The following is a 26,069-nucleotide window of genomic DNA, read 5'->3' on the forward strand; positions in this document are numbered from 1 at the left end:
TGGGAGTGCACAGTGGAAGCGGAACTTTCAGTCTGGTATCTGATTGCCAATGCCGGGGTTTTGGTGCAGTTGGTCATGCTGTTGCTGGTGTTGGCATCGGTGGTGTCCTGGGCTTTGATTTTTCAACGCATTCAGGTGTTCCGGAAGGCCAAGCAGGCGCAGTTGGCGTTTGAGGAGCGTTTCTGGTCCGGTATGGACCTCGGGCAGCTTTACAAAGAGGTGAATGCAGACCCGACGCCGTTTTCCGGCATGGAATCCGTATTCCGGGCTGGTTTCAAGGAGTTTTCCCGTCTGCGCCAGCAAAGTCGCGATGCCGACGCCGTCATGGAAGGCACCCAGCGGGCCATGCGGGTTGCCTTTTCCCGGGAGCAGGAGCGTCTGGAGACCCATCTTCCGTTCCTGGCAACCGTGGGTTCAACCAGTCCGTATGTGGGTTTGTTCGGTACCGTGTGGGGCATCATGAACTCCTTCCGGGGTCTGGCTCAGGTGCAGCAGGCAACGCTTGCCACGGTGGCCCCGGGTATATCGGAGGCGCTGATTGCAACGGCCATGGGTCTGTTTGCAGCGATTCCGGCCGTTATTGCTTATAACCGGTTCTCTGCCATGTCGGATGCGTTGCTGAAGAACTATGAAACCTTTGCCGAGGAGTTTTCCAGCATTCTGCATCGCCGAGTCCATAATAATGACCAGGCGGCCTGATGGCACTCGTCGATAACGGGAGGAAAACGGCATGAGCGGCATGAAAGGTATGGGCTTGATGCCCCAGCAAAAGCGCAAGCCGATGTCTGAGATAAATGTGGTGCCCTACATCGACGTGATGCTGGTACTGCTCATTATTTTCATGGTGACAGCTCCAATGTTGACTCAGGGCGTAAAGGTGGATTTGCCCCAAACGACATCAGACCCGATTCAGCAAGACAAAGATGTTGAATCCATTACCGTCTCGGTAGACGCCAACGGCGCCTATTACATGGATATCGGCGACCGAAGCAGCGACCCGATGACGCTGGCCGAGGTGCGTGAACAGGTGGCCAATATTCTGTCACAGCGCACCAATGGCGAAGTGCTGGTGCGTGGTGACGAGTTCGTGGAGTACGGCGTAGTGGTTCGGCTAATGGCTGAGCTTCAGGCTGCAGGCGCAACCGGGGTTGGCTTGATAACCGACGCACCTCAGGAAAGGCCGTAACAGGGTGGCATTATTGTTGTGAAGGGTCACGAACGGGAAACCATCAGTACCGATACGGCTCCGATGAAATCGCCGGTGCTTATGTCTGTGGCATTGCACCTGTTAATTGTCGGGATTGCGCTGGCTGGCTGGTCCTGGACATCGCCGATATCTGAGCCTGAGCCCAGAACCATTTCTGCGCGGCTGGTCAGCCCGGAACCCCGGCCGAGCCCGGTGGTGGATGAGCAGGATCAGCGGGATCGCGAGCAGGAGCGTCGCCAGCAACAGGAGCGTGAGCGCCAGCAGCAGGAAGCAGAGCGCCGTCGACAGCAGGAAGAGCAGGCCCGGCGGGAAGCCGAACGGCAGGCTCAGGAACAGGCGCGGCAGCGGGAAGAAGAGCGCAAGCGCCAGGAAGCTCAGGCTCGTGAACGGGCCGAGCAGCAGGCACGGGAACAGGAGGCTGCGCGCCAGAAAGCGGAGGCAGAGGCCAAAGAGCGCGAGCGCCAGCGCGCTGAAGAAGAGCGCAAACGGCAGGAAGAGGCAAAGCGCAAAGCCGAGGAAGAGAAACGTCGCCAGGAAGAGCGTCGCCGGCAGGAAGAAGCTGAACGTAAACGGCAAGAAGAGGCTGCGCGCCAGGAAGCGGAACGCAAACGCCAGGAAGCCGAGCGTAGATTGAGAGAGCAGCAACTCGAAGCCCTGGCCGAAGAATCCCGCCGAGAGCGGGAGGCGGAAGCCCGGCGCCAGCAGGAGGCCGCTGCGGCCCGTGCCCGTGAAGCGCAGATGCTGTCAGAAAGCGAAAAGTACCAGGCACTTATACGTGAGCGTTTGAGCCAGGCTTGGTACCCGCCGTCGTCGGCGACGGAAGATATGACGGCCAGAGTTCAGATAACGCTGCTGCCGACCGGGGAACTGGTTAACGCCCGTCTGGTCAGCAGTAGCGGGAACACGGCATTTGATAACTCGGCGTTGGGTGCAGTCCGGTCGTTGAACCGGTATCCGATTCCTTCAGATCGGGATACGTTTGAGCGTTATTTCCGACAGTTTACTATTGAATTCAATCCGCAACGGTTGCGGTGAGGCCTATGACATTGAACGCACATGACTCATATCGTCAGGGATTTCCCTTTACCACGGCGCTGGCAGCACTGGTTGTTCTAATGCTGCTGGCCGGTCAGGCGAGGGCAGAGCTGCTGATTCGCATCACCGAAGGTGCCGACGCCGCGATACCGATTGCGGTGGTGCCGTTTGCCGAAAGCGGTTCCATGCCGGCGGGCGACAAAGTCAGCACCATCGTGCAGGCAGACCTGACCATGAGCGGTGAGTTTCGCCCGCTTGAGCCGTCCCGGATGCTGAGTCTGCCTTCACAGCGCTCGGAAGTATATTTCCGGGACTGGCGTCTGCTGGGGCAGCGCTATGTTTTGGTGGGGCAGTTGACCCGTTCAGGCGACCGTATCGAAGCAAGGTACGAGCTGTTTGATGTTAACCGGGAGGAACGTATTCTCGGCGAAACCGCAGGCGCACCGGCCAGTAACATTCGGACCCTCGGTCACCACATCAGTGATCGGGTGTACGAGGCTATTACCGGGGATCCGGGGGTGTTCTCGACCAAGCTTGCCTATGTCACGGTGACCGGAGACGGCGATAACGCCCGCTATCGTTTGCACGTCAGCGATGTAGACGGAAAGCGCTCAAGAATCCGCCTTGAAAGCCGCGAGCCCATTTTGTCTCCCGCCTGGTCTCCGGACGGCAAGCAGCTAGCCTATGTGTCTTTTGAAACCGGCAAGCCTGTGGTGTTTGTTCATGAACTGGCCAGTGGAAACCGCAAGAAGGTGGCGGATTTTCCTGGTCTGAACTCGGCACCCGCTTGGTCACCGGATGGCAAGTCCATGCTGCTGACTCTGTCCAAAGACGGTAACGCAGAGATCTACCGGCTTGATATTGCCTCAGGCAACCTGACCCGGATGACCAACCATTGGGCCATCGACACTGAGGGTGCCTGGGATCACACCGGCCGGGGAATCTATTTCACGTCAGACCGTTCAGGCGGCCCCCAGATCTACCATATGGAAAGAGCGGGTGCCGAACCAAGGCGCATTACCTTTGGCAGCCGATACAACGCCCGCCCAAGACCGGATGCCAAAGGCGAGTACGTGTATTACGTGCATCAAAGGGAGAGGGCGTTCCATATCGCCCGCACGAACCTGAAAAACGGGGAAGAATCTGTCATTACCCGAACCGAATCGGATGAATCACCGAGCGTTTCACCAAATGGACGCTTGTTGATTTATGCCACACAGCAAAACGGTACCAGCGTGCTCACGGTTGTCTCGGCAAATGGCGGGGCGGCGTACAGCCTGCCGGCATCAGACGGTGATGTCCGTGAGCCCGCCTGGGGCCCTATCGTTCGCTGAACACGTTGTTGTCCAATAAACCAATCACGATAAGGAAGTGCACACATGAAACTGTCAGTACAGACTAAAGCGTTTGCGATGTTGTTGTCCGTGGGCCTGGTAGCCGGTTGTAGCTCCACCGGCGATACCATGGAAGACGGTGCTTATGGCTCCGATGTGGCCGCTATTGATCAGGACGGTGGTTCCACCGTTTATGGCGGCGCCGATGGTGATGGCGTTTCTTCCTCTCGTCTGAGCGAAGAAGAGCGTCAGGCCGCGCGCCAGCAGGCTGAGCAGGAAGCACTGCGCAACATCACTACGTTCTACTTTGATTTCGATACCTCCGAGATCAAGCAGGAAGCTCGCGATGTTCTGGTTGCCCACGCCCAGTTCCTGGCCAACAATCCACGCCAGAATGTTCGTCTTGAAGGTCATGCCGATGAGCGTGGTACCAAGGAATACAACCTTGCCCTGGGTGAGCGTCGTGCCAATGCGGTTCAGCGCTTCCTGATCGTTAATGGTGCTTCCCGTGGCCAGATCGAAACCGTAAGCTATGGTGAAGAGAAGCCGGCTGTTCGTGGTTCGTCCGAAAGTGCCTGGGCACAGAACCGTCGCGTTGAGCTGGTGTTCAAGTAATCGAAATCAATGATCGGAAGGTCCCATGAGAAAATTGCTCATGGCGACAGTGCTGCTCCCGCTGGGCCTCGGCCTGGCGGGAGTCAGTCTGGCACAGTCGTCTGCACCCGCGTTTCAGAACAATGCCTCTGAGGCCCAGCGTAAGTCGGGTAATAACCAGGCTACGGCGGAACTGTTCTACATGATCCAGCAGCTCCAGAGCGATGTGCGCAGGCTGCAAGGGCAGGTGGAAGAACAGAAGCATCAGATCAGCCGCTTGCAGCAGCAAAGTCGGGATCGCTACGTGGATCTGGACCAGCGGATACTGGACCTGTCCAAGGCTGTTGAGCGCAAGGCCGAAAACACCCGGGAATCAAGCCGTGCAGCCGAATCTGGTCAGGGTGGCCAGCTAACGCCGGCCAGGGTTTACCGATCCCCCGGTGCGGATGAGCAGAAAACCTATAACGAAATCATTGATCTGATCCGGAACAAGAAAGACTTTGATACCGCCATCAGTAGGCTGTATGAGTTTATCGATGAATATCCGGAAGGGGACCTTACCGTCAATGCCTACTATTGGCTGGGTGAGGTGTACCTGGCGGAACCCCGCCTCGAGCAGGCCAAGCAGGCATTCACTATTGTTTCTACCCGTTTCAGTGATCACCGAAAAGCGCCAGATGCGGTCTACAAGCTCGGGGTGACACTCGATCGAATGGGCGAAAAAGACGAAGCGAAACGCCGCATGCAGAGTGTTGTGGATAATTATCCGAATACGGGTGCTGCGGATCTGGCCCGGAAGTACCTCGAGAAGGCGTGACTCTGATCACAGATTGAGCCGCTTGTCTGCTTGTTGATCGGTCCCGGAAAAAAGTTGGTAAATCCCGCAAAAAGGGGTTGATCAGCAAAAAAAATTCAGTAATATGTGCGCCTCGTTTGGGTCGTTAGCTCAGTTGGTAGAGCAGTTGGCTTTTAACCAATTGGTCGAAGGTTCGAATCCTTCACGACCCACCAAATTGCGGAATGGTGGTCTTGAGTGCCTTCATTCGCCGGGCAAACGCCGGCAACCTGTTATGGGTCGTTAGCTCAGTTGGTAGAGCAGTTGGCTTTTAACCAATTGGTCGAAGGTTCGAATCCTTCACGACCCACCAAATAGCAAGGCCCGACGCCGGGTTTTGTGGAAAAAAGAGCCCCCAGGGCTCTTTTTTTTTGGCTTCACGAACCCATCTAGTCAGCATGGGCGTACTCATTTTCCGGGTGCCCGGGAGGCTATGTTACAGCCCCATGAAAACACGCCCGGAAGTGATATACTCTCGCGGTAACAGTAACTTCAGAGATCCAGAAATGACACGAGCGCAAGACCGTATCCTTGTTCAGGAACATCTGGCACACGAAGCGGAGCCAAAGGCCCTGAGTGCCAGCGAGAAAGCTGAGCTTGAGGCACGCATCAAGGCAGCCCTCAAAGAGAAGGATGCTGTGCTCGTGGCCCATTACTACACAGATCCGGATATCCAGCGTCTTGCCGAGGAAACCGGCGGCTGTGTTGCCGATTCCCTGGAAATGGCACGGTTTGGTAACCAGCATCCTGCGTCTACGGTGGTGGTGGCTGGTGTCCGTTTCATGGGTGAAACCGCCAAGATTCTCAATCCCGAGAAGCGGGTGCTGATGCCCACGCTGGAGGCTACCTGCTCCCTCGATATTGGCTGCCCCGCGGATGAGTTTTCCGCTTTCTGCGATCAACATTCGGACCGGACGGTGGTGGTGTACGCGAACACTTCTGCGGCCGTAAAGGCGAGGGCGGACTGGGTGGTGACCTCCAGCTGCGCTCAGGCCATTGTTGAGCATCTGGATGCCAGAGGGGAGAAGATCCTGTGGGCGCCGGACAAACACCTGGGCCACTACGTGCAGAAGACAACGGGCGCTGATGTGTTGTTGTGGGATGGCTCCTGTATCGTGCATGAAGAGTTTAAGCATCGGGGCCTGGAAGATCTCAAGGCGCTCTATCCCGAGGCAGCTGTACTGGTGCATCCGGAATCTCCCGACGCGGTGGTGGAGATGGCTGATGTGGTCGGTTCAACCTCTCAGTTGATTCACGCGGTCCAGACGCTGCCCAATGAAGAATTCATCGTGGCCACGGATAACGGTATTTTCTACAAGATGCAGCAACTGGCGCCCAACAAGACGCTGATTGAAGCTCCCACGGCGGGCAACGGCGCCACTTGCCGCAGTTGCGCCCACTGCCCCTGGATGGCTATGAACGGCTTTGAGAACCTGCTTGCGGTGTTGGAGCGGGGCGATCAGGAAGTGCTGGTTGACCCGACCCTGCGTGAAGACGCATTGCGCCCGCTGCGCCGGATGCTGGATTTCACCGCCAACATGAACCTGAAAGCTGCCGGAAACGCCTGACCATCCCCGTCAGCCTCTCCGGGCTTGCAGCCTGTCAGTAATGTCGTTCAGGCGTTCGTTGACCACCTGCCGCTCGGCAGACCCGGCGGGTAGCTTTTCCTGGGCCTGGCGCAGCTGACGTTGGGCGGATTGCAAGTCCCCCATCAAGGCATAGTATTCTGCCCGTGCGCGGTGCACACCCACGATATTCCTGGCCATTCCCTCGGCTTCGGCCAGTCGTAACCAGATCTGCTCCCGTTCCGGCAGGCGCCGGGCCAGGTCCCGCAGCAAGCCGGCGGCGGTATCCCCATTGCCGTCGGCAATCTCGATTTCGGCGAGTGTCCAGGTGATGGGGTAGTTGCGTGGGTTTCTGGCCAATGCCTGCCGCAGCAATGTCCGTGCGTCTTCATAACGTTTCTGGTCCAGCATCACGTCGGCCAGGGTCACCTGAAAGGTAATTCTGCCCGGGCTGCCGTCCAGAAGTTCCCGCAGTATGCGCTCGGCCTTGTCGTATTGCTGGTTGCGCTGATAGGCCACAGCCAGCCCGTAGCGAATGGCGTCGTTGCGTTTGGCGTCATCCCTTGCCAGGTAATCCTCGAACGTCTCGACTGCCAGTTGCGCTGACGAGGCGTAACGCACCTGCAGGCGGCTACGAACCAGGTGATATTCCTGGCCATCCCGGATGCGTTCGTCGGGATACTGTTCCGCCCGGTTGCGGCTGTCGGCGACCCGGTTCTGGGTTAATGGGTGGGTCGACAGGTACTCGGGCATCTGATTTCCCTGTAACCGGTTCTGTCTCATCATGATTTCGAACATTTCCGGCATGCCGCGCGGGTCGAGGCCGGCGTTGGCCAGAATCTCCATGCCCACCCGGTCGGCCTCCTGTTCATGGGCCCGGCTGTAGGCCAGCATGTTCTGGATTGACAGGGCCTGGGTGCCGGCGATGGCGGCAATGCCAATATCGGATTGGGTAACCGCGGACAGCACGATACCGGCGATCATCCCGGCCAGTGTCAGCGGTGCGCTGGTTTCCTGTTGCTCCATGCGGCGGGCAAAGTGACGTTGGCTCAAATGCGCCAGTTCGTGGGCCATGACCGAGGCAAACTGCTGTTCCGTTGCGGCATTGAGGAACAGTCCACCATTAACGCCCACGATACCGCCCGGGACGGCGAAGGCGTTAAGGGCAGGGCTGTCGATCAGAACCAGCTTCAGTTCCCGGTTATCAAGCGGGGCAGAGGGCACCAGTTTGTAGGTAATGGCGTGCAGGTAGTCGTATACCAGCGGGTCTTGTATCTGGGGTGCGGAACGCCGGATGGACGCCATCACCTGCTGGCCGATTTCCGCTTCCTGCTGGCCGGAAATGAGGCCCGCGCTGCCGCCTATGCTGGGCAGGCTGGATTCCTGGGCATGGCTGAACCCGCCGGAGAGCAGCAGGGGGAGTGCCAGAGCAAACGTGGTCAGTAAACGGCAGACAGGATTCTGGCGATCAGTTCGATTCATGGATTTCAGTCACACCCGTGGGGATTTGCCACTTTGATATCAGCATAGCCCGGAAAGTTCTTATCTGTATTACGAAGACTTGAGATGCAATAGGGTAACACCCCCGGCATAATGCCTGCTCGATTATTGGATAAATGGTAATGGTGTTCGTTTAACATGGCTGATCGAATTCTGGATGCCTCCGGGCTGCGTTGCCCGATGCCACTTCTCAAAACCAAGCTGGAACTCAACGCCATGAATGCCGGGCAAGAGCTTGAAGTGATTGCAACGGATTCGGGTTCTGCCCGGGATATCCCGGCCTGGCTTGGAATGTCTTCTCATACTTTGGTCAGCCAGTCAGAGCATCACGGCGAATTCCGTTTCGTGATAAAGTGCGGCGGTTAATCTTCCGGAGTTGTTCATGGTCAGAATTCTGCGCGGTCTAGCCCACAAGTATTTTTCTGATGAAGAAGCAGTGATTCTGTTTCTGCTTCTGGTTACCGGTACGGTTTTTGTCATTCTGTTCGGCGCCATGCTGGCACCGGCGATCGCGTCATTGATTATCGCGTTTATCCTTCAGGGCCTGGTTGCCAAGCTGCACAAGATGGGTGTACCCGAACTGGTGGCGATCATCAGCGTGTTTGTGGTGTTCCTCGGTGTTCTGGTCGGGTTTATTTTCGGGCTGTTGCCACTGATCTGGACGCAGGTCAGTAACCTTGCCGGTGAAGCACCTCGAATCATTCGCGAGCTTCAGTCTTACCTTGAGCTCCTGCCGGAGGAATATCCTCATCTGATTTCCATGGAGGCAGTAGACACCATATACCGCCAGGTATCGGCAGAAGTCGCTCATATGACCCAGGTACTGGTCTCGTTCTCTCTATCAAGCATTCCAGACCTGGTAGCACTGCTGATCTACATGGTCCTGGTGCCAATTCTGGTGTTCTTTTTCATGAAAGATCGACGTGTGCTGGTCGCTTCCATTGGCCGGATGCTGCCTCCCCAACGACCAATGATGGTTCGCATCTGGCATGAGGTGAATCTCCAGTGCGCCAATTACGTGCGGGGCAAGGCGGTTGAGATACTGATTGTTGGCGTCGTCACTTACGCCGCTTTCAAACTGCTGGGTATGCCCTATGCGGCGCTGCTGTCGTTGCTGGTGGGGTTAAGTGTGGTCATTCCCTACATCGGCGCTGCCGTGGTCACCATTCCAGTCGCAGTGATCGCCCTGTTTGCGTTCGGTTGGAGTTCTCACTTCATCTGGGTAATGGTGGCGTACGGCATCATTCAGGCGCTGGATGGTAACGTGCTGGTGCCTATCCTGTTCTCGGAGGTGAACAACCTGCACCCGGTCGCCATTATCGTGGCGGTTCTGTTCTTCGGCGGTATCTGGGGCCTGTGGGGTGTATTTTTTGCCATTCCGCTGGCCACCATGCTCAAGGCGGTGTTTGCCGCATGGCCGGTGAAGGAATCCGAGCCCTCACCGGCGTTATCAGAGTAGTTTAGAGTGCCTTGACGGCTTCCAGGACCTCGTCGGTGTGGCCGTTTACTTTAACGCCACGCCACTCCCGTCTCAGGATGCCTTCTTTGTCGATCAGAAAGGTACTACGCTCGATACCCAGGTGCTCCTTGCCGTACAGTTTTTTCAGTTTGATCACATCAAACAGCTTGCACAGGGCCTCGTCTTTGTCCGAGATCAGGTGGAACGGAAACTGATGCTTGCTCCGGAAATTGGCGTGAGCCTTGAGCCCGTCTCTGGATACACCAAAGATTTCGGTATCAAGCTCGCTGAACTGAGGCATCCTGTCCCGGAAATCCTGGCCTTCGGTGGTACATCCGGGTGTGTTGTCCTTCGGGTAGAAGTAGATGACGACGTTTTTACCCCGGAGGTCGGCCAGTCTGATAATCTGATCGTCGGTCGCCTCGGCTTCAAAATCGGGCACGGGTTGGTTCAATGCTACGGATGACATGACATCTCCTTTAATTCCCTTGTGTCAGTTCGAGCCCAACATTACCATATCGCTTTTATTCGGACGGAGTTTTTATGATTACGGGTAGCCTTGTCGCGCTGGTCACGCCCATGCATCCAAACGGTGACATTCACTGGGAGGATCTGGACAAGCTGGTGGACTTTCATATTGAAAACGGCACGCACGGCATCGTTGCTGTGGGTACCACCGGCGAATCCGCAACGCTGGACCCCGAGGAGCATTGTCGGGTTATCGGCCACATCATAAAACGGGTCGATGGCCGGATTCCTGTTATCGCCGGCACCGGTGGTAACAGCACTCGGGAAGCCATTGAACTGACGTCTGAAGCCCACAAACTGGGGGCGGACGCCTGCCTGTTGGTAGTGCCTTACTACAACAAGCCAACCCAGGAAGGTCTCTATCAGCACTTCAAAGCCATTGCCGAGGCCGTGCCGGGCATGAGTCAGATGCTTTACAACGTGCCTGGCCGCACTGCTTGCGACATGCTGAATGAAACCGTGCTTCGCCTGGCGGATATTCCCAATATCGTGGCGATCAAAGACGCTACCGGGAACATTCCCCGCGGTGCCGAGCTGATCGAAGCCCTGGACGGCCGCCTGGCGGTCTACTCCGGTGATGATGCGACCGCAGCAGACCTGATGCTGGCCGGCGCCAAAGGCAACGTGTCTGTCACCGCTAACGTGGCACCCAAAGCCATGTCACAGTTGTGTGAGGCGGCGATCAAAGGTGACGAAGCCGAGACTCGTCGTTTGAATGACCTGCTCATGCCGCTGAACCGCAAGCTGTTCCTGGAAGCCAACCCGATTCCGGTTAAATGGGCACTGCATCGCATGGGGATGATCGGTGAGGGCATTCGCCTGCCGCTGACGCCGCTGAGCGAGAAGTTCCACGCCGAGGTGGAAGACGCACTTACGGCCTCAGGTGTTCTCTGAGGCCAACCGATTCCCGTTTTACCGGAGTAACTCGATGCAGGTTCCTGGAAGAGCCCGTAACACCAAGACATTCCTGTTCCGGCCGTTAGCCGGGCTCCTGTTGGCCAGCACCCTGGTTGGGTGTGGCATCCTGGAAGACCGCTCCCAGCGATACGTTCACGCGCCGGAGGGCGAGCCAATCAACGTGCCTGAGGGGGCTGACGATTCCAGGTTGAGCCAGATCATGCCGGTTCGGAGCATCAATACGGACGATTCACGCCGGTTGTTTCCATCTTCCATCCCGCGCCCACCGGACATGACCTCGGAAATTCTGGATCAGAACTACGTGATCGAGGAACTGGATGGTCGTGTCTGGCTTCTGGTCAACGAAGTGCCCGGCCGCTTGTGGCCGGTTGCCAGTGCCTGGATGAACGATGCCGGCCTTGGCGTGGCTTACGATAACCCCCAGTTGGGTATCCTCCAGAGTGAACTGGCCAACTTCAGCAAGCGCAGCCGTGACATGCTGGGGCTGGCTGATGACCCGGTCGCTAAGGAGCCCCGGGTGCTTTTGCAGATGCGATTGGCTCCGGGCATTCGACGCAAGACCACCGAAATCCGGCTACGGATTCTGGAGCTTGAAGATGCGCCTGACGGGCTCGTTGCCTGGCAGTCGGATCAGGAATCCGACACCCGCGCCCAGGGCAGGAAAGAAGCGCTGTTGGCCGAGCTTGGTGAATTCATGAAGCAGCGTGAAGACAGCAAGTCGTTCTCACGGGCGGCATCGGGCATGATTGCCCAGCCATTGGTGAGGCTGCTGTCTGAAGATGACCAGGCGGTCGCTGTGCGCGTTGAGCTTGATTTCGGCCGCACCTGGGCGGAAGTGAACCGTTCCCTTGAGGAGATTGGCGCAGACATCCAGGACCTTAACCGGAGTGAGCGTTGGTTCCACGTGGACTTCCGTACCGAAGACGAACGCACCCCGGGCTGGTTCTCCTGGTTCAGTAATAAGGCTGAACCCCGCCATACCCATACCGTGAACGTTGAACAGCGTGAAGACGCCCTGTTTGTCACAGCTGAGAGGCTGGATAGCTATACTGGTGAGTACAGCGCGTCAGACCTGCTCACACAACTATTTGAACACCTGTATTGATTCGGGGCGGCCGGCAAGGCCGCTGTCCGATTTTGGAGATCTAAATGGAAAAGCGCGAAGAGCTATACGCGGGCAAAGCCAAATCGGTATTCCGCACTGACGACCCGAACCGTTTTGTACTGGTGTTCCGGGATGACACCTCAGCCTTTGATGGCGAGAAGAAAGAACAGCTGAACCGAAAGGGCATGGTGAACAACAAGTTCAATGCCTTCATCATGGACAAGCTCGAAGCAGCAGGCATACCGACCCACTTCGAGGGGCTGTTGTCTGACACTGAATCCCTGGTGAAAAAGCTCGACATGATTCCGGTGGAATGCGTGGTGCGAAATATCTCGGCCGGCAGCCTGTGCCGTCGACTGGGCGTGGAAGAGGGCCAGGAGCTGAACCCACCCACCTTCGAGCTGTTCCTGAAGAACGACGCCCTGCACGACCCCATGGTGAACGAGTCACTGGCGGTCAGCTTTGGTTGGGCCAGCGCTGAGGAACTGGCGCGCATGAAAGAACTCACCTACAAGGTGAATGACGTACTCAAAGCCCTGTTTGATGACGCCGGCATGTTGCTGGTGGACTACAAGCTGGAGTTTGGTCGCAGCGAAGGCCAGATTGTCCTGGGTGATGAATTCAGCCCGGATGGCTGTCGTATCTGGGATAAGGAAACCCGTAAAAAGATGGATAAAGACCGCTTCCGCCAGGGCCTGGGTGAAGTGATTGAAACCTACGAAGAAGTAGGGCGTCGTCTGGGTATCCAGTTCGACTGAATATAAAAACCGACAACAACGGGTGTGATATGCGTAAATTGATGATGGTAATGGGCGCGAGCATGCTGGCTGCCGCTCCAGTGGTTTCCGCGGATATTCTGGGCGTAGGCGCCACGGTTGGCTACTGGGACGCTGACTATTCCGGTGAAGCTTCCAAAGGCAACGATCGGGTCGATCTGGAGCGGGATCTGAACCTCAGCAACGATTCCAACGCCAATCTCACCGCGTATTTCGAACATCCGGTTCCGGTGCTGCCAAATGTACGGCTGGCTTATACCCGTACGAAGCAGAGTGGTAATGGGCAGCTGAACACAGGTTATGATGGTGTCTCTGGTGCAGTTCGTTCCGAACTGGAGCTGGAACAGCTGGACGTGACCCTGTACTACGAAATCCTGGATAACTGGGTGAATCTGGATCTTGGCCTGACCGTTCGGGATTTCTCTGGCGAGTTACTTGTTCAGAACAGGAACGACACCAGCCAGTTCTCTGAAACCAAGGCCGACGCCGTGTTACCCCTGGTATACGTAGCCGCCCGTTTTGACCTGCCTTTCACCGGCGTGTCTGTGGGTGGCGACGCCAACGCCATTTCCTACGATGGCGACTCGGTCTATGACTTCAACGTGTATGGCCAGTATGAAATGTCGCTGCTGCAGTTGCGGGCAGGCTATCGCCAGATATCTCTCGATTATGAGGACGGCGACGACAACCTGGATATCGAACTCAGCGGCCCGTTTGTCAGCGCTGGCCTCCGATTCTGAGTTAGCATTAAAAGGCGCCCCCGGGCGCCATTTTTCATGGAGAACAGATCTTGAAAATCCTCGTTACCGGAACCGCCGGCTTTATTGGTTCACACCTGGCCCATCGACTGCTGGATCGCGGCGATGAAGTGATCGGCGTGGATAACGTGAACGATTATTACGACGTAAACCTAAAAGAAGCCCGGCTTGCCCGATTAACCGGGAAGGCAGGATTCACCGAAGTGCGCCAGGACGTGGCGGACAGACAAGCAATGGAAGCCTTGTTCCGAGAGCACAAACCCGAGAGGGTAGTGCACCTAGCGGCCCAGGCCGGCGTCCGTTACTCCCTTGAAAATCCCCACGCTTACGTGGACGCCAACCTGGTTGGCTTCATGAACATCCTCGAAGGCTGCCGCCATAACGATGTAAAGCACCTGGTGTACGCGTCCAGCAGCTCGGTATACGGTGCCAACGAAACCATGCCGTTCTCGGTGCATGACAACGTGGACCACCCCCTGAGCCTGTACGCGGCCTCCAAGAAGGCCAACGAGCTGATGGCCCACACCTACAGCCACCTGTACAACCTGCCCACCACTGGCCTGCGGTTCTTCACCGTTTACGGCCCATGGGGCCGGCCAGACATGGCGCTGTTTATCTTCACCAAAAAGATCCTGGCCGGTGAGCCCATTGACGTGTTCAACCATGGCCATCACCGCCGGGATTTCACCTACATTGACGACATCGTTGAAGGTGTTATCCGCACCCTGGACCATGTGGCAGAACCCAATCCGGACTGGTCTGGCGAGAAGCCGGACCCTGGCACCGGCAAAGGCCCGTACCGGATCTATAACATCGGTAGTAACAACCCGGTAGAGCTGTCCCGCTTTATTGAAATCATTGAAGAGCGTGTGGGCAAGAAAGCGGAAAAGAACCTGCTGCCACTGCAGCCGGGTGATGTGCCGGCCACCTACGCCAATGTGGATGACTTGATCACAGACGTAGGCTACAAACCCGACACTACAGTGGAAGAGGGCATCGCCAACTTTGTGGACTGGTATCGCGATTTCTACAAGGTGTAGAAGCCGGGTTAGCGTCAGTACAAAAACAGCCAGCGCAATACGCTGGCTGTTTTTGTTGGTATACGACTATTCAGGCACTCACACCGCCACTGACGCCACGGGGCGCCTGCGATAACGTGTAAATATTCCCAACAGTCCCAGGCCAATCAGGGCAAGCGAAGAGGGCTCCGGCACGGATGCCGACGGCTGGCAAGCCGGGTGTATCGGGTTCAGTTGACAGAAATCCAGGGTTTCCTGAAGTTTCTTGTTCGCGAACTCGGTTACGAACTGCTGAACAATCGTTTGATTTGATGTGTTAAACAGGTTCAGGTCAAAGACGGTTCCGCCATGATCTTCGATTAAGGTCCTGTAAGAATTCTCAGTGGACGTGTTTCGAAGAACCCCGTTATAGAGCGCGTTATTAGACGTCAGGAGCCCATCCAGCACCGAACTATTGACCGCAGACCCTCCAGCCGTGCCCCTGAAGGCGAAGTCACCATTGGATGGTTCATCCGTCAGAATGATGATGTTCTTGACGGCATTACTCCGGAATGAAAACAGATCACTCTGGCCATCCAGGGCATTCAGGGCAAAGGCGGTGGCGGTGTAACCGGGCTCTGTGCCACCATTAATTTTTAGACCCTGCGCTGCTGTTGCAAAGCTGGCTGGATCGGTGAGATCGGTAACCATGCGTGGTACTACTGCGTTGTCGCCGTAGCCAACCAGCCCGTACTGGGCGTCAACCTGGCCTGTACCGGTAAGAATGCTGGCAAAGAGGCCGATATTAGCCCGAAGGTTGGCTTGGACAGTTCCCATTGAGCCAGATTCGTCAACGACAAAGACAATGTCGCTGAGGATGGGAGCGGCATGCACCGGAGTGATAGCGGCCGCCGTCGAAAGTATCAAACCTGAAAGAAATCGCTTGAGTTTCATTATCGTTACCTCATCCAGACTGAGTGTTGTAGGCGGGCATCCGTACCGTACTGCTATATCGGCTGACTCCCGAAAGGTACACCTATGCAGGCATCAGTTAACCCTGCATAGCATGTGCCACAAGGCTCCAAGCAAGCCTAACGCACTGTGATGGCGAGGTATTCTTCAGGTCCCGGGTGAAAAACCCAGATATGACGCATCTGATATGTATAGAAAGCTGACATTGTTTTGCGGGGGCTGTAACCAACAGCGTTAGTTAAAATCCTGCGAAGGGGTGCTGAAGTTTCTTGCTTTCCCGGTCAGTGGGCAAACAAACTGAAGCTGAACGGCCTTCAGGCAAAGCCCGGAGGGGTGGGGGCTGCCGTAAAGCTTGTCACCGACGATGGCGTGGCCAATACCTGCAAGATGCCGGCGAATCTGATGTTTGCGCCCGGTTTCGATAAGCACCTGTACGTCGGAGGTGTTTTCCTCGGGATCTGTCGCCAGGGTGGTGACGCGGCTCAGGGATTCCTTGCCGTCGAGCGGCGCGTCGATGACAAGGTCATCCGCATTCAGTTGGCCGGTCACTGTCGCCCGGTAGGTCTTGGTGACGGTGCGGCCAGAGAACAGTTGGGACAGGGCTCCGGCTGCTTTACTGTCGTGGGCTACCAGCATCAGCCCGGCGGCATCGGCGTCCAGGCGGTGCACCAGAAAACAGGGCCTGCTCAGGGCAACCTCTGCCAGGCGCAACAGGCTGCAGTGATCTCCCCATTGTGAGCCCTGGGCTAACAGGCCGTGGGGTTTGTACCAGAGGCTGTAGTGGCCCAGGTCTTCTAGCAGATCAGGTTGTTCCGGCTTGAGGCCCAGCACCTGGTCATCATAGAACAGTTGAATCCGGGCGCCTGGCTTTAACTCCCGCTTCGCTTTCCGCAACCGAACCTGCTTGCCCTTCTGGGTCCACCAGCAGGCACCCTTGGCCATGGCATCCTTGATCCGCTGTTTGGGGAGCCCCGACGCCTCTGCGAGTGCATCGACGGCAAGTTGGGATTCCGAAACGGTCAGGTCCAGGGTACGTCTCATGGTCGGGGATGGTCGCTCTGGTTAGGATGGGTAAAGTCTGGGATTATAGCCAAAAGCGCAGTCAGTTTATGCAGCAAACCGACACCAAAGGCGATCTTTACGAATGTCCAAACGATGGTTGACCGGTATTGATCTGGGAGGCACCAAAACGGAAGTGATCCTGCTGGACGAGAACCACCAGGAACACTTTCGGCATCGGGTGCCAACGCCTGCCGGCGACTACCAGGCTACCCTGGCTACCATCAAATCACTGATCGAACGAGCTGAACAACATGCCAGCCAACGCGGCTTACCGGTAGGCATTGGTATTCCAGGAACGGTATCTGGCGTTACCGGGCGTATCAAGAACGCCAATTCCACCTGGCTCAATGGCAAGCCCATGGCAGATGACCTTCGCCAGCTACTCGGCCGACCGGTTGCCCTGACCAACGATGCCAACTGCCTGGCATTATCGGAAGCCACAGATGGTGCAGGGCAGAATGCGGAGGTGGTTTTTGCGGCTATCCTGGGAACCGGTTGTGGTGCTGGTATCAGTGTTGATCGACGGCTGTTGACGGGCCCCAATGGTGTGGCTGGTGAGTGGGGCCATAACCCGTTGCCCTGGACACCGCAGGGAGAGCTGGATGATCGCCCTTGCTTTTGTGGCCGACGTGGATGCAACGAAACCTTTCTGTCTGGTACCGGCTTCAGCCTGACCCATCAGATATCATGGGGCAGTGGGGCTTCGGCACAGGAAATAGTAGCCGGCGCACGGAACGGAGATCGCCAGTGCCGTTTGACGCTGGACCTCTATATTGAACATCTGGCCAAGGGCCTGGCCGCGGTTATCAACCTTCTGGACCCAGACATGATTGTGTTGGGCGGAGGCATGAGCAATGTGCCGGAACTCTACCAATCCCTGCCGGGGCGGCTGCCGCAGTATGTTTTCGGCGGCGAATGCTCAACCCGGGTCCGGCCAGCGATACACGGCGATTCCAGTGGCGTGCGCGGGGCAGCGTGGCTGGCTGCCCAGGAAACAGATCCAGCATAAGGAGAACACGATGCCCGCAATAGGATGGTTATTTATCCTGCTCGCCTTCGGCATGGTTATCGGCAGTCTTCTGCTACTCCGAGACAGCAGCAATATGAAAATTCCCGAACACAAGCTGGAGAAAATCCGTAAACGGAAAGCGGAGCTGGAAGAGAAGGAGAATCAGGAAAAGGATGACTGGTAATCAGCGACGGTTCGCGCAGGCATAAAAAAAGCCAGTTCTCACGTTGCGCGTAAGTAACTGACTTTCTTTGCAGAATTGGTAGGACCACCCAGATTCGAACTGGGGACCTCTACCATGTCAGAGTTTTTTAGCGTTGTAACCTACTGAATAAAAGAACATTATTCGCCTGAATCTATCGTCCTTTTTGCACACTCTGCACACCTTAGAAATAAATGCATTAGATACTGTATATTTGGAACTTCGGAATCCTTCCGCAACAGGAGTTCGGCTTGTTATACAAATTCTATAGCTTTACTGGCTATACCCTTGATGCGTTGGCAAACAGTAGTGTCTATTTCTCCCGGCGGCATCAGTTCAACGATCCAATGGATTGCAATCCGCCCATAGTAGTGCCAGAGCGTGATCATTTTGATAAGACCCTGAGATCCTGCGTCTCTCGGATGGGTGATGTAGAAACCAGCTTCATAGATCGGATTCTCAGCAAGGACGCGAGTGATCACCTTTTCTCATGGTTGAATAATAGGGTTTTCGAATCAGAGCTTCAGCAGATAGCAGACGTTGTTGGTGTTTTTTGTTTAACCAACCAGCCATACCACCCACTTATGTGGGGGCATTACTCCAGTGGCCACCAGGGCTTTTGTGTTGGGTTTGATATTCCGGATACAGAATTGGTTTTTGCCGTTGATACTGCTTCATTCGAGGGCCACCCAGTAAATGTGAAGCGGGTAGATTATGGAAATCGGCCGGTTGACTCTCTCGAAATACTCTTAATTTTAATGGCGCTGGTTTTGCAGGATCCGGTTTTTCGCAACACTGATGGAAGCCTGAACTCGAAAAGTGCGGATATGATCCTCAACAATGAAGGTTTTAAAAGTCAGTTCTACAACTATTACGCGATGCATCACTTTTCCCACAAACATAGCGCATGGTCCTATGAGAATGAGTTGAGGGCGCTAGCTTTGCCTCGCAATGGATCGGAAACTTCCGGTGTTAGGAAGCTCAAGCACGGGCGGATAAAAGAGGTTATATTTGGATCGAGAATGCCGCAAAGTCAAAGAATCACGGTAGAGCGGTTGTTGGGCTCAAACAGAATTGAGTACAAACAAAGCATTTTTTCGGATACTGCTTTGGAGCTTGATTTTCTTCCTGCATGGTGATGTGGCTTTTCCATCGAGACAGCGCCCATTTCGGTAGGGTCTCAAACCGCTCCCGCTGATGCCCCTGCTGGTAATGCTCCGTTATCTTTGGATCAGCATGAGTCATCAGTCCATTGCGCGGATTTCGTGGAAGGTGGGGCGGTGTTCCCCGGGTGTTTTCTTGAGCATTCACACTTGTTCAACGTTTTGGGGGACTCGGAGATGAAGATTTTGGACGGGGGCGAGAGTGTATGCCGGTGGTGATTGATCACATTCTGACGCTATTTTTCGAGGATTGATAACCGGCAGGGGACGAAAGGCCCCTTATTGGCTTTGCACAGAACTCTCCCCGTAGACAAATCACTGGGCAGGTGTCGCATTCGCCTGGGCATCCTCGCTGGTGAGTCCAGTATACAGAGATGGCGGATGATGGTGAAATTTCATATAGCGGGTATTGGAGAAATCCATAGCCGTGGCGAGATATATCTCACATTATAAGCCTGCTTAACGGTAACTGGACTCCAAGGCACCCAGCTAGCCAGTAAAAGAAGAAAATCACGCCGGCCACAACAAAGGTTGATAAGCCGCGCCAGAATACATTTCGGCGACCTTGGGCGTTCTCTATCTTTCTTAACTCACGGTGTTTGTCGGTGTGGCATTGGTGCCTTCTTTTGTAGGTGTCCAGATTGGAACGAAAATCTGTATAGATCCTCTCTCGTTCAAGTTCTGCCATCACCGCTTTTTTTAATGCCTCCCGGTCGCCTTCGACTCTCTGGTACTCGCGATGTGCTATGGTCGCTGCCTGGTTAATCAGTTTTTTCAAATCTGAAGAAAGATCAGGCTCCCGTTCTATCCCCATGGCCCATTTGATCGCACGTATTTCTTTCCGTATTTGTTCAAATATATCGTTGCTTGTGTCGGCCACGCTTCTAGCCCTCGGCTATGAGGTTTATTGGGTTACGTTTGTAACGAACTCGGGGATGTAATACCAGTATAAGGGGGAGAGTAGACCTTGGTTTCGGGGTACTGTATAGATGTGTCGTTTTGGGAAAATATTGGGAAAGTATTGGGAAACAAAAAAAGCCAGTTCTCACGTTGCGCGTAAGTAACTGACTTTCTTTGCAGAATTGGTAGGACCACCCAGATTCGAACTGGGGACCTCTACCATGTCAAGGTAGCGCTCTAACCAACTGAGCTATGGTCCTGTGTCCTGCAACGGGGTGGAAATATACGGATTTCGTTCCCCGTGGTCAACCACTTTCAGGCAGTTTTTGCCGGTTTCAGAAAGCCTTTAATCGCGCGGCTCAGAGCGCTCCAGCGGTTCACCAGCAGCGCCATGAAAATCAGCCCACACCCTGCCAGCTGTAGCAATGACATGGTCTCACCAAACCAGGCTGCGGCGAACAGGGCCACCCACACTGGTTCCAGGACCAGAATCACCACGCCGTGACTGTGTACCGAAAGGCTCTGTGCATAGGTCTGCAACAGAAAGCGCCCGGCGGTGCCAACGATGGCACTGGCCAGAACCCAAACCATCAGAATCGGCGGCGGGTTGTTGAGGGTTGGTGCCCAGGGCTCGCTGATAGCGGACTCCACCAGGGTAACCAGGCCCACTGTCAGCAGGGCCAAGGCGGTCAGGGGCAGCGCCGGCACCTTTCGCTTCTCGATTGTTTCGCCCTGTTTATTGGTGACCGTTCGCTGATTGGCGGCCCGGGTGTTGAGCGTGAAGTAAAGCGCAAAGATAAACGCGGCCACAACGAAGTACAGCTGCCCCGGATCTGGCCTGAAGCCGTTTTCAAGGGACAGCAGGGCCAGGCCCGCTACCGCAATCGGTATGGCAAGCCAGGTACTCAGTGGCTGGGATTCACCGAATACCACGCGGGCAATGATTGGCACAATCACAACCCCAAGACTGGTGAGAAACGCCCCTTCACCCATGCTGTCGCCATGGAACAGGCCCAGTATCCAGCAGCTCATGGCAATGCCGAATACCAGGCCTACGCCCATGCTCCGTTTTACCTGGTCGGCATCCAACCGGCGCAGGGCCGGCAGCGCAATCAGTGCCAATACCCCACCTGCAATCAGAAACCGGGCCGCCATGAACATCAACGGTGGCATCATCAGGACGGCTTCTTTAGAAAACATCCAGCTGATCGCAGCCAGAAGGGTAACGACGACCAGCAACAGATCGGATTTGTGAGCGTCAGACATCGAGTAACTGGCTCCGGTCAGGCAGAGTGAAGTGCAAGGAGGGATAAATCTATAGTTTGCGAACTAAAAAAGAAAGCAGCGAAAACCGAGAGGGAGGGAGATGGCTCATCCCTGAGCCCGGCCAACAACCGTGGTGTCAGTTGTTGAGCGTGGTATACAGCAGGTTGGACATGCTGGTCTGGTTGGAGTTGGGGACCTCGACATACTGGTCACCGGAGCCCCAAAGCTGCCACCAGGCCCGCTGGTTGTAGGTGCGGCTGGCAAAGTCGATCTGTAAGCCATTGAGCACAGTGTTGTTCACCACCGGCACGGAGATGTTGCCGGTCTGGGTGTCCTTCACGGCACTGTGGTTGGCGCCTTCGCTCATCAGAATCGGGTAGTGATTGTAATAAAGGCCAGAAGGACCATTCTGCCCGCTTACCTTGCCCGCCAGACTGATACTGTTGGAGCACGAGTCTATGCCGCTGGCGGTGGTGGCGCCGCAGGCGGAGTGGGTGGGTACCACGCCGTCATCGGTGCCGGCAATGAAGGGTTTGGTAATGCCTCCGTAGGACGAGCCGCCGCCTACGAAGCGCAGCCGGGGAATCGCCGTGGGGCCTACCGACAGGTTGCGGGCGGTGTTGGTTTGCAGGTCATTGACCACGCCCAGGTTGTCGGGCTGGGGATCAATCCCGGTGAACGCACGCACCGCTTGTTTTACCGGCCAGTTATACCAGCTGTCGTTATAGGCGATGCTGACCGCCAGGTCGGCCAGTTCAGTACCGCCGCCAGCCCCCGCAAGATCCATGACCGCGAGAATTTTCAGCGGTTGCAGGCCTTCGGATTGAAGCCAGCGAGCCTGGTTTTCCAGGAGGTGACGGGTAACCAGGTCACCGGTGGAATGGGTCACGACAATACAGTAATTGTTGCAAAGACCCTGCTGGCTGATTTGTCGAACCTGCTGGTAGGCTTGCTGCGCGATCTCTCCTTCCACCCGGCCGTTACTGGCCCAGTCGATGCGCGCTTCGGCGCGGTTCAGCCAGTAATCCCGCCAGTAGTCTTCTCCGGCCTGTTTCACCTCTTGCATGTTGGCGGGGGCCTGGGACAGGTTCTCCATCATGAAACCGTGCACCAGGATCACATTGTGGCCCGCCAGTTGGGCCTGCGCCGTAGTGGCGAACAATCCGCCTGCCAGCGCTATCGATAATGCAGTTTTACTCAGGCATCTTTTGTTTTTGTTGATCATTGCTTGCTCCGTTTTTCCGGTTTTATTGTTGTGTATCAGAACTTGTCGGCAAGCTGCCTTAGCAACGCCGCCCGTTGCTCTGATTCTGTGTTCACCGCAGGTGTGTCACGCAGGTTGCCAAGATCCGGCGGTGAAAATTCATAGCCTTCGTCTGGGCCGAAGGCGTAATGGGTGCGATTGCCAGGGCGGTCCGGCATTTGGCGTAACTGCAGGTTTCGGAGTTGCAGCTGGCCTTCGATGTCCTGGTTCGCCAATACGCTGCCATGGGCCTTGAGTACAAGCGTACCGCTGCCGCTGCCCAGGGATTCTTCAGTACTGAGTTGGGCCAGCGCGCGCTGGCCGTTGTATAGCTGGGCAGACAGCGCATAGTAGCCGGCGTGGTCCGGATCGAAACGGACTGGGATAACCAGGTCATTGCCGGACACATAGGGTGAGTCGATACCACCGAAGTCGCCGAGATCAGGTTCAATGGAGAGAGACGACACATGCCGGACCGGCTTTCCATCAACCCTGGCCTCTACAATCAGCCGGTATTCGCCTGGCTCATGATCGGAAGTGATCGTTCCCTGGTAGTAGCCGCTGTCTTCCGTGGCAGGCAGGTCTGCTGAATCGGCCTTGTCCCTCTTGGTGGCCGACTCAAGTGTTGCCGAGAGGGTATCGCCGAACACCTGCCGGCCACTCAGGGATGCCACCACAAGAATGGGCTCGCCCCGGGTAAAGCGGAACTTGTCGAGTGTCACGATGAAGCGGCCGTCGTCTTCCAGCGGCAACTCAACCGGATGGTACCGGTTGCCCTGGTAGGCTTCGGCCTGGGCGGTGCTCAATGGTACCGAGTAATCCGGGTAGCGGGCGCTTCGCTGGTAGTCGTCTGCAACGCTGGCGAGCATGAACCCCAGGGCGTTGTCAGAGGGTGCAGGAGCGTTCGAAGCCTTTGCCTCATTTGCCTGTGGCGTGCGGTCTCTCGCCATGGCGTTTGCTTCCTGATGATCCTGGTGGCTGCCGAAAGGCAGCCAACTGAACTTACCGTCGTTTTCTGCGGATAACAGCCAGGCAGTACCTGAAACACTGGCCACCACTACGGCGGTGGCCATCAGTGCCTTGTAAGGCATGTAGAATCACCTTCTTATTGTTATTTCATTGCTTTTGGTTAAAGAATAACCATGGCCAGTTTTGTCGTAACCGGCATGAAACTTGTCCGACAATGCGCCACTTTCACCCTAAAGTGTGACCGCTTTCACGTATTGGGTTAGTCCTTGATCGCCTCAAAGGCAAAACGCAGTACTACCTCGTCACCGACCATGCCTTCGTCGATTCCGTAAGTCATACCCCAATCGCTTCGCTTGATCACGGCCGACGCACTGAGGCCGAGTGTGTATTCTTCGTGCCCGAAGGGATATACGTCAGCCTTGTTGAGGGTGACATCCACATCCACGGGGTTGGTCTTGCCCAGAAGCGTGAGATCGCCGGTGACGATGCCTGTGTTGTCTCCCGTGCGTTCGAAGCCGGTGACGGTAAAGGTGATGTCCTTGTGTCTTCTTGTGTTCAGGAAATCCTTGTTGCGCAGGTGATCATCCCGTTTACCGTGATTGCTGAATACGCTGTTCGCCTTGAAGGCCAGTTCACCGGATAACAGCTCCCCGGCCTCTTCGTCATAGACGAATTCGCCTTTTACCTCGCGAAACATACCCATGACCGGGGCGTAGCCGATGTGCATCACCTCAAAGACCATGGAGAAGTGCTCATCGTCCACCTGGAATCTGGTTGGTTCTGCCTGCAGCAGCGGCGCGGTGGAGAGCAGGGTGGCTGCCAGGGTTGCGGTGGCGAGTTTAGTTTTCATGATAGTGTCTCCTTTGGTAGAGCCAGCGAACATCCAGCGCAAACGACCAACCCAGAAGGGCCAGTGCCATGGCCAGTGTGGTGCCAGCAAACCCGGTAGGGGTAGGGGGAAGTATGGCGATCATCAGCGTGACAACCTGCCATACGCATACGGTTTTGCGCCGGAAACTGTCCGGCAGCGGTTGGTTGAGCCACGTCAGGAAATGGCTGGCGGCCAAGAACGCGTAACGCATCAGGGCAAGCATCAATACCCACGGCCCGGCCTTACCGATAGCCATCGTGGCAACGCATAAGCCGAAGATAAACAAAGCATCCAGTTCCATGTCGAACCGGGCGCCGAACTCGCTGTTGCTGTTGGTGGCCCGGGCCACCTTGCCATCCACGCCATCAAGGATCAGCGCAATAAGGCAGGCCACGCCGTAAATCCACAACGCGGAAGAATCGGCAGCTGGCAGAAACGGTGCCCAGGCCACCAGGGAAACGACCAGGATGGATCGAAGCAGGGTAGTGCGGTTTGCCCAGCCGAAGTTTTGTCTGGCTGGCCATCGAGTCAGTATCAAGGCGCCTTGGGTAGCAAAAATCAAAATCGCCAGCAGACCGAACCAGCCGGGAGGGCTGAACCATTCGTGCACGGACAGCAACACGAAAAACAGCAGTAGGGCAGCCCAACCAAGCTCCCTCACAGCGGCAGGAATCTGAAATGTTGCCGGGCGAATCGAATCCATATCCGAGCGTTTCCGTATAGCCTGACTGGTACGTGTGTTAGGCCCCGTTCTATGACTATAGTTTGGGGTAGATGCTTTTGCTTACGGAGATAACAAGAGAATGGACTGTTTATGACGTCATCAGGGAATCAGGCGTTTTGGGTGACTGCCCCGGGCCAGGGGGAGCTTCGGCCGGCGACTCTGGGATGGCCTGACGGTGCCGGGGCAGAGATCGTCACCGTGCGCACGCTGTATTCCGGGATCAGCCGGGGCACGGAATCACTGGTATTCAATAATCGGGTTCCACAGGACGAATACCTTCGAATGCGCGCGCCCTTTCAGGAGGGCCAGTTTCCGTTTCCGGTCAAGTATGGCTATGCCAATGTTGGCGAAGTGCAGGATGGGCCAGAGCACCTTATGGGTAAGCGGGTATTTTGCCTCTACCCCCATCAGCGGCACTACCGCGTGCCGGCCAGTGCCGTCACCGTACTGCCAGACGATCTGCCGCCGGGGCGCGCCATTCTTGCTGCCAATATGGAGACCGCCATTAACGGTCTCTGGGATGCCGAGCCCGCTGTAGGCGACCGGGTTGCCGTGGTTGGCCTGGGGGTAGTCGGGCTTTTGGTGGCCTGGCTGGTCAAACAGATTCCCGGCACCCAGCTGCTGGCTGTCGATACCAATGAGTCCAGGGCTGACATTGCCAAGGCTTTGGAGATTCCGTTCACAACCGAGGCCTCGGCCCGTGATTGCGATCTGGTGATTCATTCATCCGGCCGGAGCGAGGGGTTATCATCAGCCCTGTCCATGGCCGGGCCGGAAGCTCGCATTGTGGAGCTTAGCTGGTATGGCAACGAACCGGTCACGGTTCCCCTTGGCCATGCCTTTCATCCTAACCGCCTTGAACTTAAATCCAGCCAGGTAGGGCAGATTCCGCCACGCAGACAGCCCCGGTGGAACTATGCACGGCGGCTTGAGCTTGCCCTTCAGTTGCTCAGAGCGCCTGAGCTGGACAACCTGATCAGCGGCGAATCCCGGTTTGACGAACTTCCTGCGGTTGCCAGCACTTTATTATCACCAGCAGGGGATGCGCTCTGCCATCGAATTACCTATTCCTGAGG

Annotated in this window: 28 protein-coding genes and 3 tRNA genes; 20 read left to right on the forward strand and 11 right to left on the reverse strand. The window is 56.1% G+C overall.

What is annotated here, in order from left to right; translation table 11 throughout:
* The first annotated feature begins 12 nt into the window (after positions 1-12).
* From tolQ to nadA, 9 genes are all read left to right on the forward strand, one after another.
* A complete protein-coding gene (tolQ, locus tag J122_RS02805; RefSeq protein ID WP_061331028.1) occupies positions 13-699 on the forward strand; it encodes a protein TolQ in 687 nt (228 codons plus the stop codon).
* Between the two features lie 40 nt (positions 700-739).
* Complete coding sequence (tolR, locus tag J122_RS02810; RefSeq protein ID WP_058089873.1) at positions 740-1,186, forward strand: protein TolR; 447 nt, start codon at positions 740-742, stop codon at positions 1,184-1,186.
* A 63-nt stretch (positions 1,187-1,249) separates the two neighbouring features.
* The gene (gene tolA, locus J122_RS02815) at positions 1,250-2,242 is read left to right on the forward strand and encodes a cell envelope integrity protein TolA (protein ID WP_269063655.1); all 993 of its coding nucleotides are present in this window, start codon (positions 1,250-1,252) and stop codon (positions 2,240-2,242) included.
* Between the two features lie 5 nt (positions 2,243-2,247).
* Positions 2,248-3,576: a Tol-Pal system beta propeller repeat protein TolB gene (gene tolB / locus J122_RS02820; protein WP_058089594.1), complete on the forward strand. Its 1,329-nt coding sequence runs from the start codon at positions 2,248-2,250 to the stop codon at positions 3,574-3,576.
* Positions 3,577-3,621: 45 nt separating this feature from the next.
* Complete coding sequence (gene pal / locus J122_RS02825) at positions 3,622-4,191, forward strand: peptidoglycan-associated lipoprotein Pal (protein WP_058089595.1); 570 nt, start codon at positions 3,622-3,624, stop codon at positions 4,189-4,191.
* Between the two features lie 25 nt (positions 4,192-4,216).
* A complete protein-coding gene (gene ybgF, locus J122_RS02830; protein ID WP_061331029.1) occupies positions 4,217-4,987 on the forward strand; it encodes a tol-pal system protein YbgF in 771 nt (256 codons plus the stop codon).
* A gap of 118 nt (positions 4,988-5,105) precedes the next feature.
* Positions 5,106-5,181, forward strand: a tRNA-Lys gene (locus tag J122_RS02835).
* Between the two features lie 61 nt (positions 5,182-5,242).
* Positions 5,243-5,318: transfer RNA gene (locus J122_RS02840), tRNA-Lys, on the forward strand.
* A 193-nt stretch (positions 5,319-5,511) separates the two neighbouring features.
* The gene (nadA, locus tag J122_RS02845) at positions 5,512-6,573 is read left to right on the forward strand and encodes a quinolinate synthase NadA (RefSeq protein ID WP_061331170.1); all 1,062 of its coding nucleotides are present in this window, start codon (positions 5,512-5,514) and stop codon (positions 6,571-6,573) included.
* A 9-nt stretch (positions 6,574-6,582) separates the two neighbouring features.
* Here nadA and J122_RS02850 read toward each other — a convergent pair whose 3' ends face one another.
* On the reverse strand, positions 6,583-8,052 hold the full coding sequence (locus J122_RS02850) for a M48 family metalloprotease (protein ID WP_061331030.1): 1,470 nt from the start codon (positions 8,050-8,052) through the stop codon (positions 6,583-6,585).
* 156 nt (positions 8,053-8,208) lie between these two features.
* Here J122_RS02850 and J122_RS02855 point away from each other — a divergent pair, with 156 nt between their 5' ends.
* Positions 8,209-8,436, forward strand: a complete 228-nt coding sequence (locus tag J122_RS02855) for a sulfurtransferase TusA family protein (protein ID WP_058089598.1) — start codon at positions 8,209-8,211, stop codon at positions 8,434-8,436.
* Between the two features lie 16 nt (positions 8,437-8,452).
* Positions 8,453-9,529 carry an AI-2E family transporter gene (locus tag J122_RS02860; protein WP_061331031.1) on the forward strand — a complete coding sequence of 359 codons (1,077 nt, stop codon included), beginning with the start codon at positions 8,453-8,455 and terminating at the stop codon, positions 9,527-9,529.
* Position 9,530: 1 nt separating this feature from the next.
* On the opposite strand, the gene J122_RS02865 is transcribed toward J122_RS02860, so the two are convergent.
* A complete protein-coding gene (locus tag J122_RS02865; protein WP_061331032.1) occupies positions 9,531-9,998 on the reverse strand; it encodes a peroxiredoxin in 468 nt (155 codons plus the stop codon).
* A 74-nt stretch (positions 9,999-10,072) separates the two neighbouring features.
* Between J122_RS02865 and dapA the strand changes: the two genes are divergently transcribed.
* The 5 genes from dapA to J122_RS02890 are packed head-to-tail and all read left to right on the forward strand — an operon-like array spanning position 10,073 to position 14,654.
* Positions 10,073-10,951, forward strand: coding sequence for a 4-hydroxy-tetrahydrodipicolinate synthase (dapA, locus tag J122_RS02870; RefSeq protein WP_061331033.1), 879 nt, complete (start codon positions 10,073-10,075; stop codon positions 10,949-10,951).
* A gap of 34 nt (positions 10,952-10,985) precedes the next feature.
* Positions 10,986-12,080 (forward strand): outer membrane protein assembly factor BamC, encoded by a 1,095-nt coding sequence (gene bamC / locus J122_RS02875; protein ID WP_061331034.1) that lies wholly within the window; start codon positions 10,986-10,988, stop codon positions 12,078-12,080.
* Between the two features lie 44 nt (positions 12,081-12,124).
* Positions 12,125-12,838: a phosphoribosylaminoimidazolesuccinocarboxamide synthase gene (gene purC, locus J122_RS02880; protein ID WP_061331035.1), complete on the forward strand. Its 714-nt coding sequence runs from the start codon at positions 12,125-12,127 to the stop codon at positions 12,836-12,838.
* A gap of 29 nt (positions 12,839-12,867) precedes the next feature.
* Positions 12,868-13,596 carry a TIGR04219 family outer membrane beta-barrel protein gene (locus J122_RS02885; RefSeq protein WP_061331036.1) on the forward strand — a complete coding sequence of 243 codons (729 nt, stop codon included), beginning with the start codon at positions 12,868-12,870 and terminating at the stop codon, positions 13,594-13,596.
* A gap of 50 nt (positions 13,597-13,646) precedes the next feature.
* The gene (locus J122_RS02890) at positions 13,647-14,654 is read left to right on the forward strand and encodes an NAD-dependent epimerase (protein ID WP_061331037.1); all 1,008 of its coding nucleotides are present in this window, start codon (positions 13,647-13,649) and stop codon (positions 14,652-14,654) included.
* Between the two features lie 78 nt (positions 14,655-14,732).
* Here J122_RS02890 and J122_RS02895 read toward each other — a convergent pair whose 3' ends face one another.
* Together J122_RS02895 and J122_RS02900 are read right to left on the reverse strand one after the other, a co-directional pair.
* Entirely contained in the window at positions 14,733-15,566 is an 834-nt protein-coding gene (locus tag J122_RS02895; protein ID WP_061331038.1) for a vWA domain-containing protein, read from the reverse strand.
* Between the two features lie 252 nt (positions 15,567-15,818).
* A complete protein-coding gene (locus tag J122_RS02900) occupies positions 15,819-16,625 on the reverse strand; it encodes an RluA family pseudouridine synthase (RefSeq protein WP_061331039.1) in 807 nt (268 codons plus the stop codon).
* Positions 16,626-16,728: 103 nt separating this feature from the next.
* On the opposite strand from J122_RS02900, the gene J122_RS02905 reads away from it, so the two are divergent.
* From J122_RS02905 to J122_RS02910, 3 genes are all read left to right on the forward strand, one after another.
* Positions 16,729-17,655: an ROK family protein gene (locus tag J122_RS02905; protein WP_061331040.1), complete on the forward strand. Its 927-nt coding sequence runs from the start codon at positions 16,729-16,731 to the stop codon at positions 17,653-17,655.
* 10 nt (positions 17,656-17,665) lie between these two features.
* Complete coding sequence (locus J122_RS20090; RefSeq protein ID WP_082780494.1) at positions 17,666-17,839, forward strand: DUF2897 family protein; 174 nt, start codon at positions 17,666-17,668, stop codon at positions 17,837-17,839.
* 269 nt (positions 17,840-18,108) lie between these two features.
* Positions 18,109-18,996 (forward strand): DUF2971 domain-containing protein, encoded by an 888-nt coding sequence (locus J122_RS02910; RefSeq protein ID WP_061331041.1) that lies wholly within the window; start codon positions 18,109-18,111, stop codon positions 18,994-18,996.
* Positions 18,997-19,462: 466 nt separating this feature from the next.
* Here the strand turns inward: J122_RS02910 and J122_RS02915 are convergent, their stop codons facing one another.
* The 7 genes from J122_RS02915 to J122_RS02945 all read right to left on the reverse strand — a co-directional run bounded on the left by J122_RS02915 (position 19,463) and on the right by J122_RS02945 (position 24,972).
* Complete coding sequence (locus J122_RS02915) at positions 19,463-19,900, reverse strand: hypothetical protein (RefSeq protein WP_061331042.1); 438 nt, start codon at positions 19,898-19,900, stop codon at positions 19,463-19,465.
* A 203-nt stretch (positions 19,901-20,103) separates the two neighbouring features.
* Positions 20,104-20,180, reverse strand: a tRNA-Val gene (locus J122_RS02920).
* 55 nt (positions 20,181-20,235) lie between these two features.
* A complete protein-coding gene (locus J122_RS02925) occupies positions 20,236-21,186 on the reverse strand; it encodes a DMT family transporter (RefSeq protein WP_061331043.1) in 951 nt (316 codons plus the stop codon).
* Positions 21,187-21,322: 136 nt separating this feature from the next.
* Positions 21,323-22,411, reverse strand: coding sequence for a hypothetical protein (locus J122_RS02930; protein ID WP_061331044.1), 1,089 nt, complete (start codon positions 22,409-22,411; stop codon positions 21,323-21,325).
* Between the two features lie 35 nt (positions 22,412-22,446).
* Positions 22,447-23,520, reverse strand: a complete 1,074-nt coding sequence (locus J122_RS02935; RefSeq protein ID WP_061331045.1) for a hypothetical protein — start codon at positions 23,518-23,520, stop codon at positions 22,447-22,449.
* 137 nt (positions 23,521-23,657) lie between these two features.
* Positions 23,658-24,248 (reverse strand): YceI family protein, encoded by a 591-nt coding sequence (locus J122_RS02940; RefSeq protein WP_061331046.1) that lies wholly within the window; start codon positions 24,246-24,248, stop codon positions 23,658-23,660.
* Positions 24,238-24,972 carry a CDP-alcohol phosphatidyltransferase family protein gene (locus tag J122_RS02945; protein ID WP_061331047.1) on the reverse strand — a complete coding sequence of 245 codons (735 nt, stop codon included), beginning with the start codon at positions 24,970-24,972 and terminating at the stop codon, positions 24,238-24,240. The genes J122_RS02940 and J122_RS02945 overlap by 11 nt, the downstream gene beginning before the upstream one ends.
* 111 nt (positions 24,973-25,083) lie before the next feature.
* Between J122_RS02945 and J122_RS02950 the strand changes: the two genes are divergently transcribed.
* Positions 25,084-26,067, forward strand: coding sequence for a zinc-dependent alcohol dehydrogenase (locus J122_RS02950; RefSeq protein ID WP_061331048.1), 984 nt, complete (start codon positions 25,084-25,086; stop codon positions 26,065-26,067).
* Positions 26,068-26,069 lie beyond the last annotated feature (2 nt).

The organism is Marinobacter excellens LAMA 842 (genome assembly GCF_001574445.1).
Taxonomy (GTDB): domain Bacteria; phylum Pseudomonadota; class Gammaproteobacteria; order Pseudomonadales; family Oleiphilaceae; genus Marinobacter; species Marinobacter shengliensis.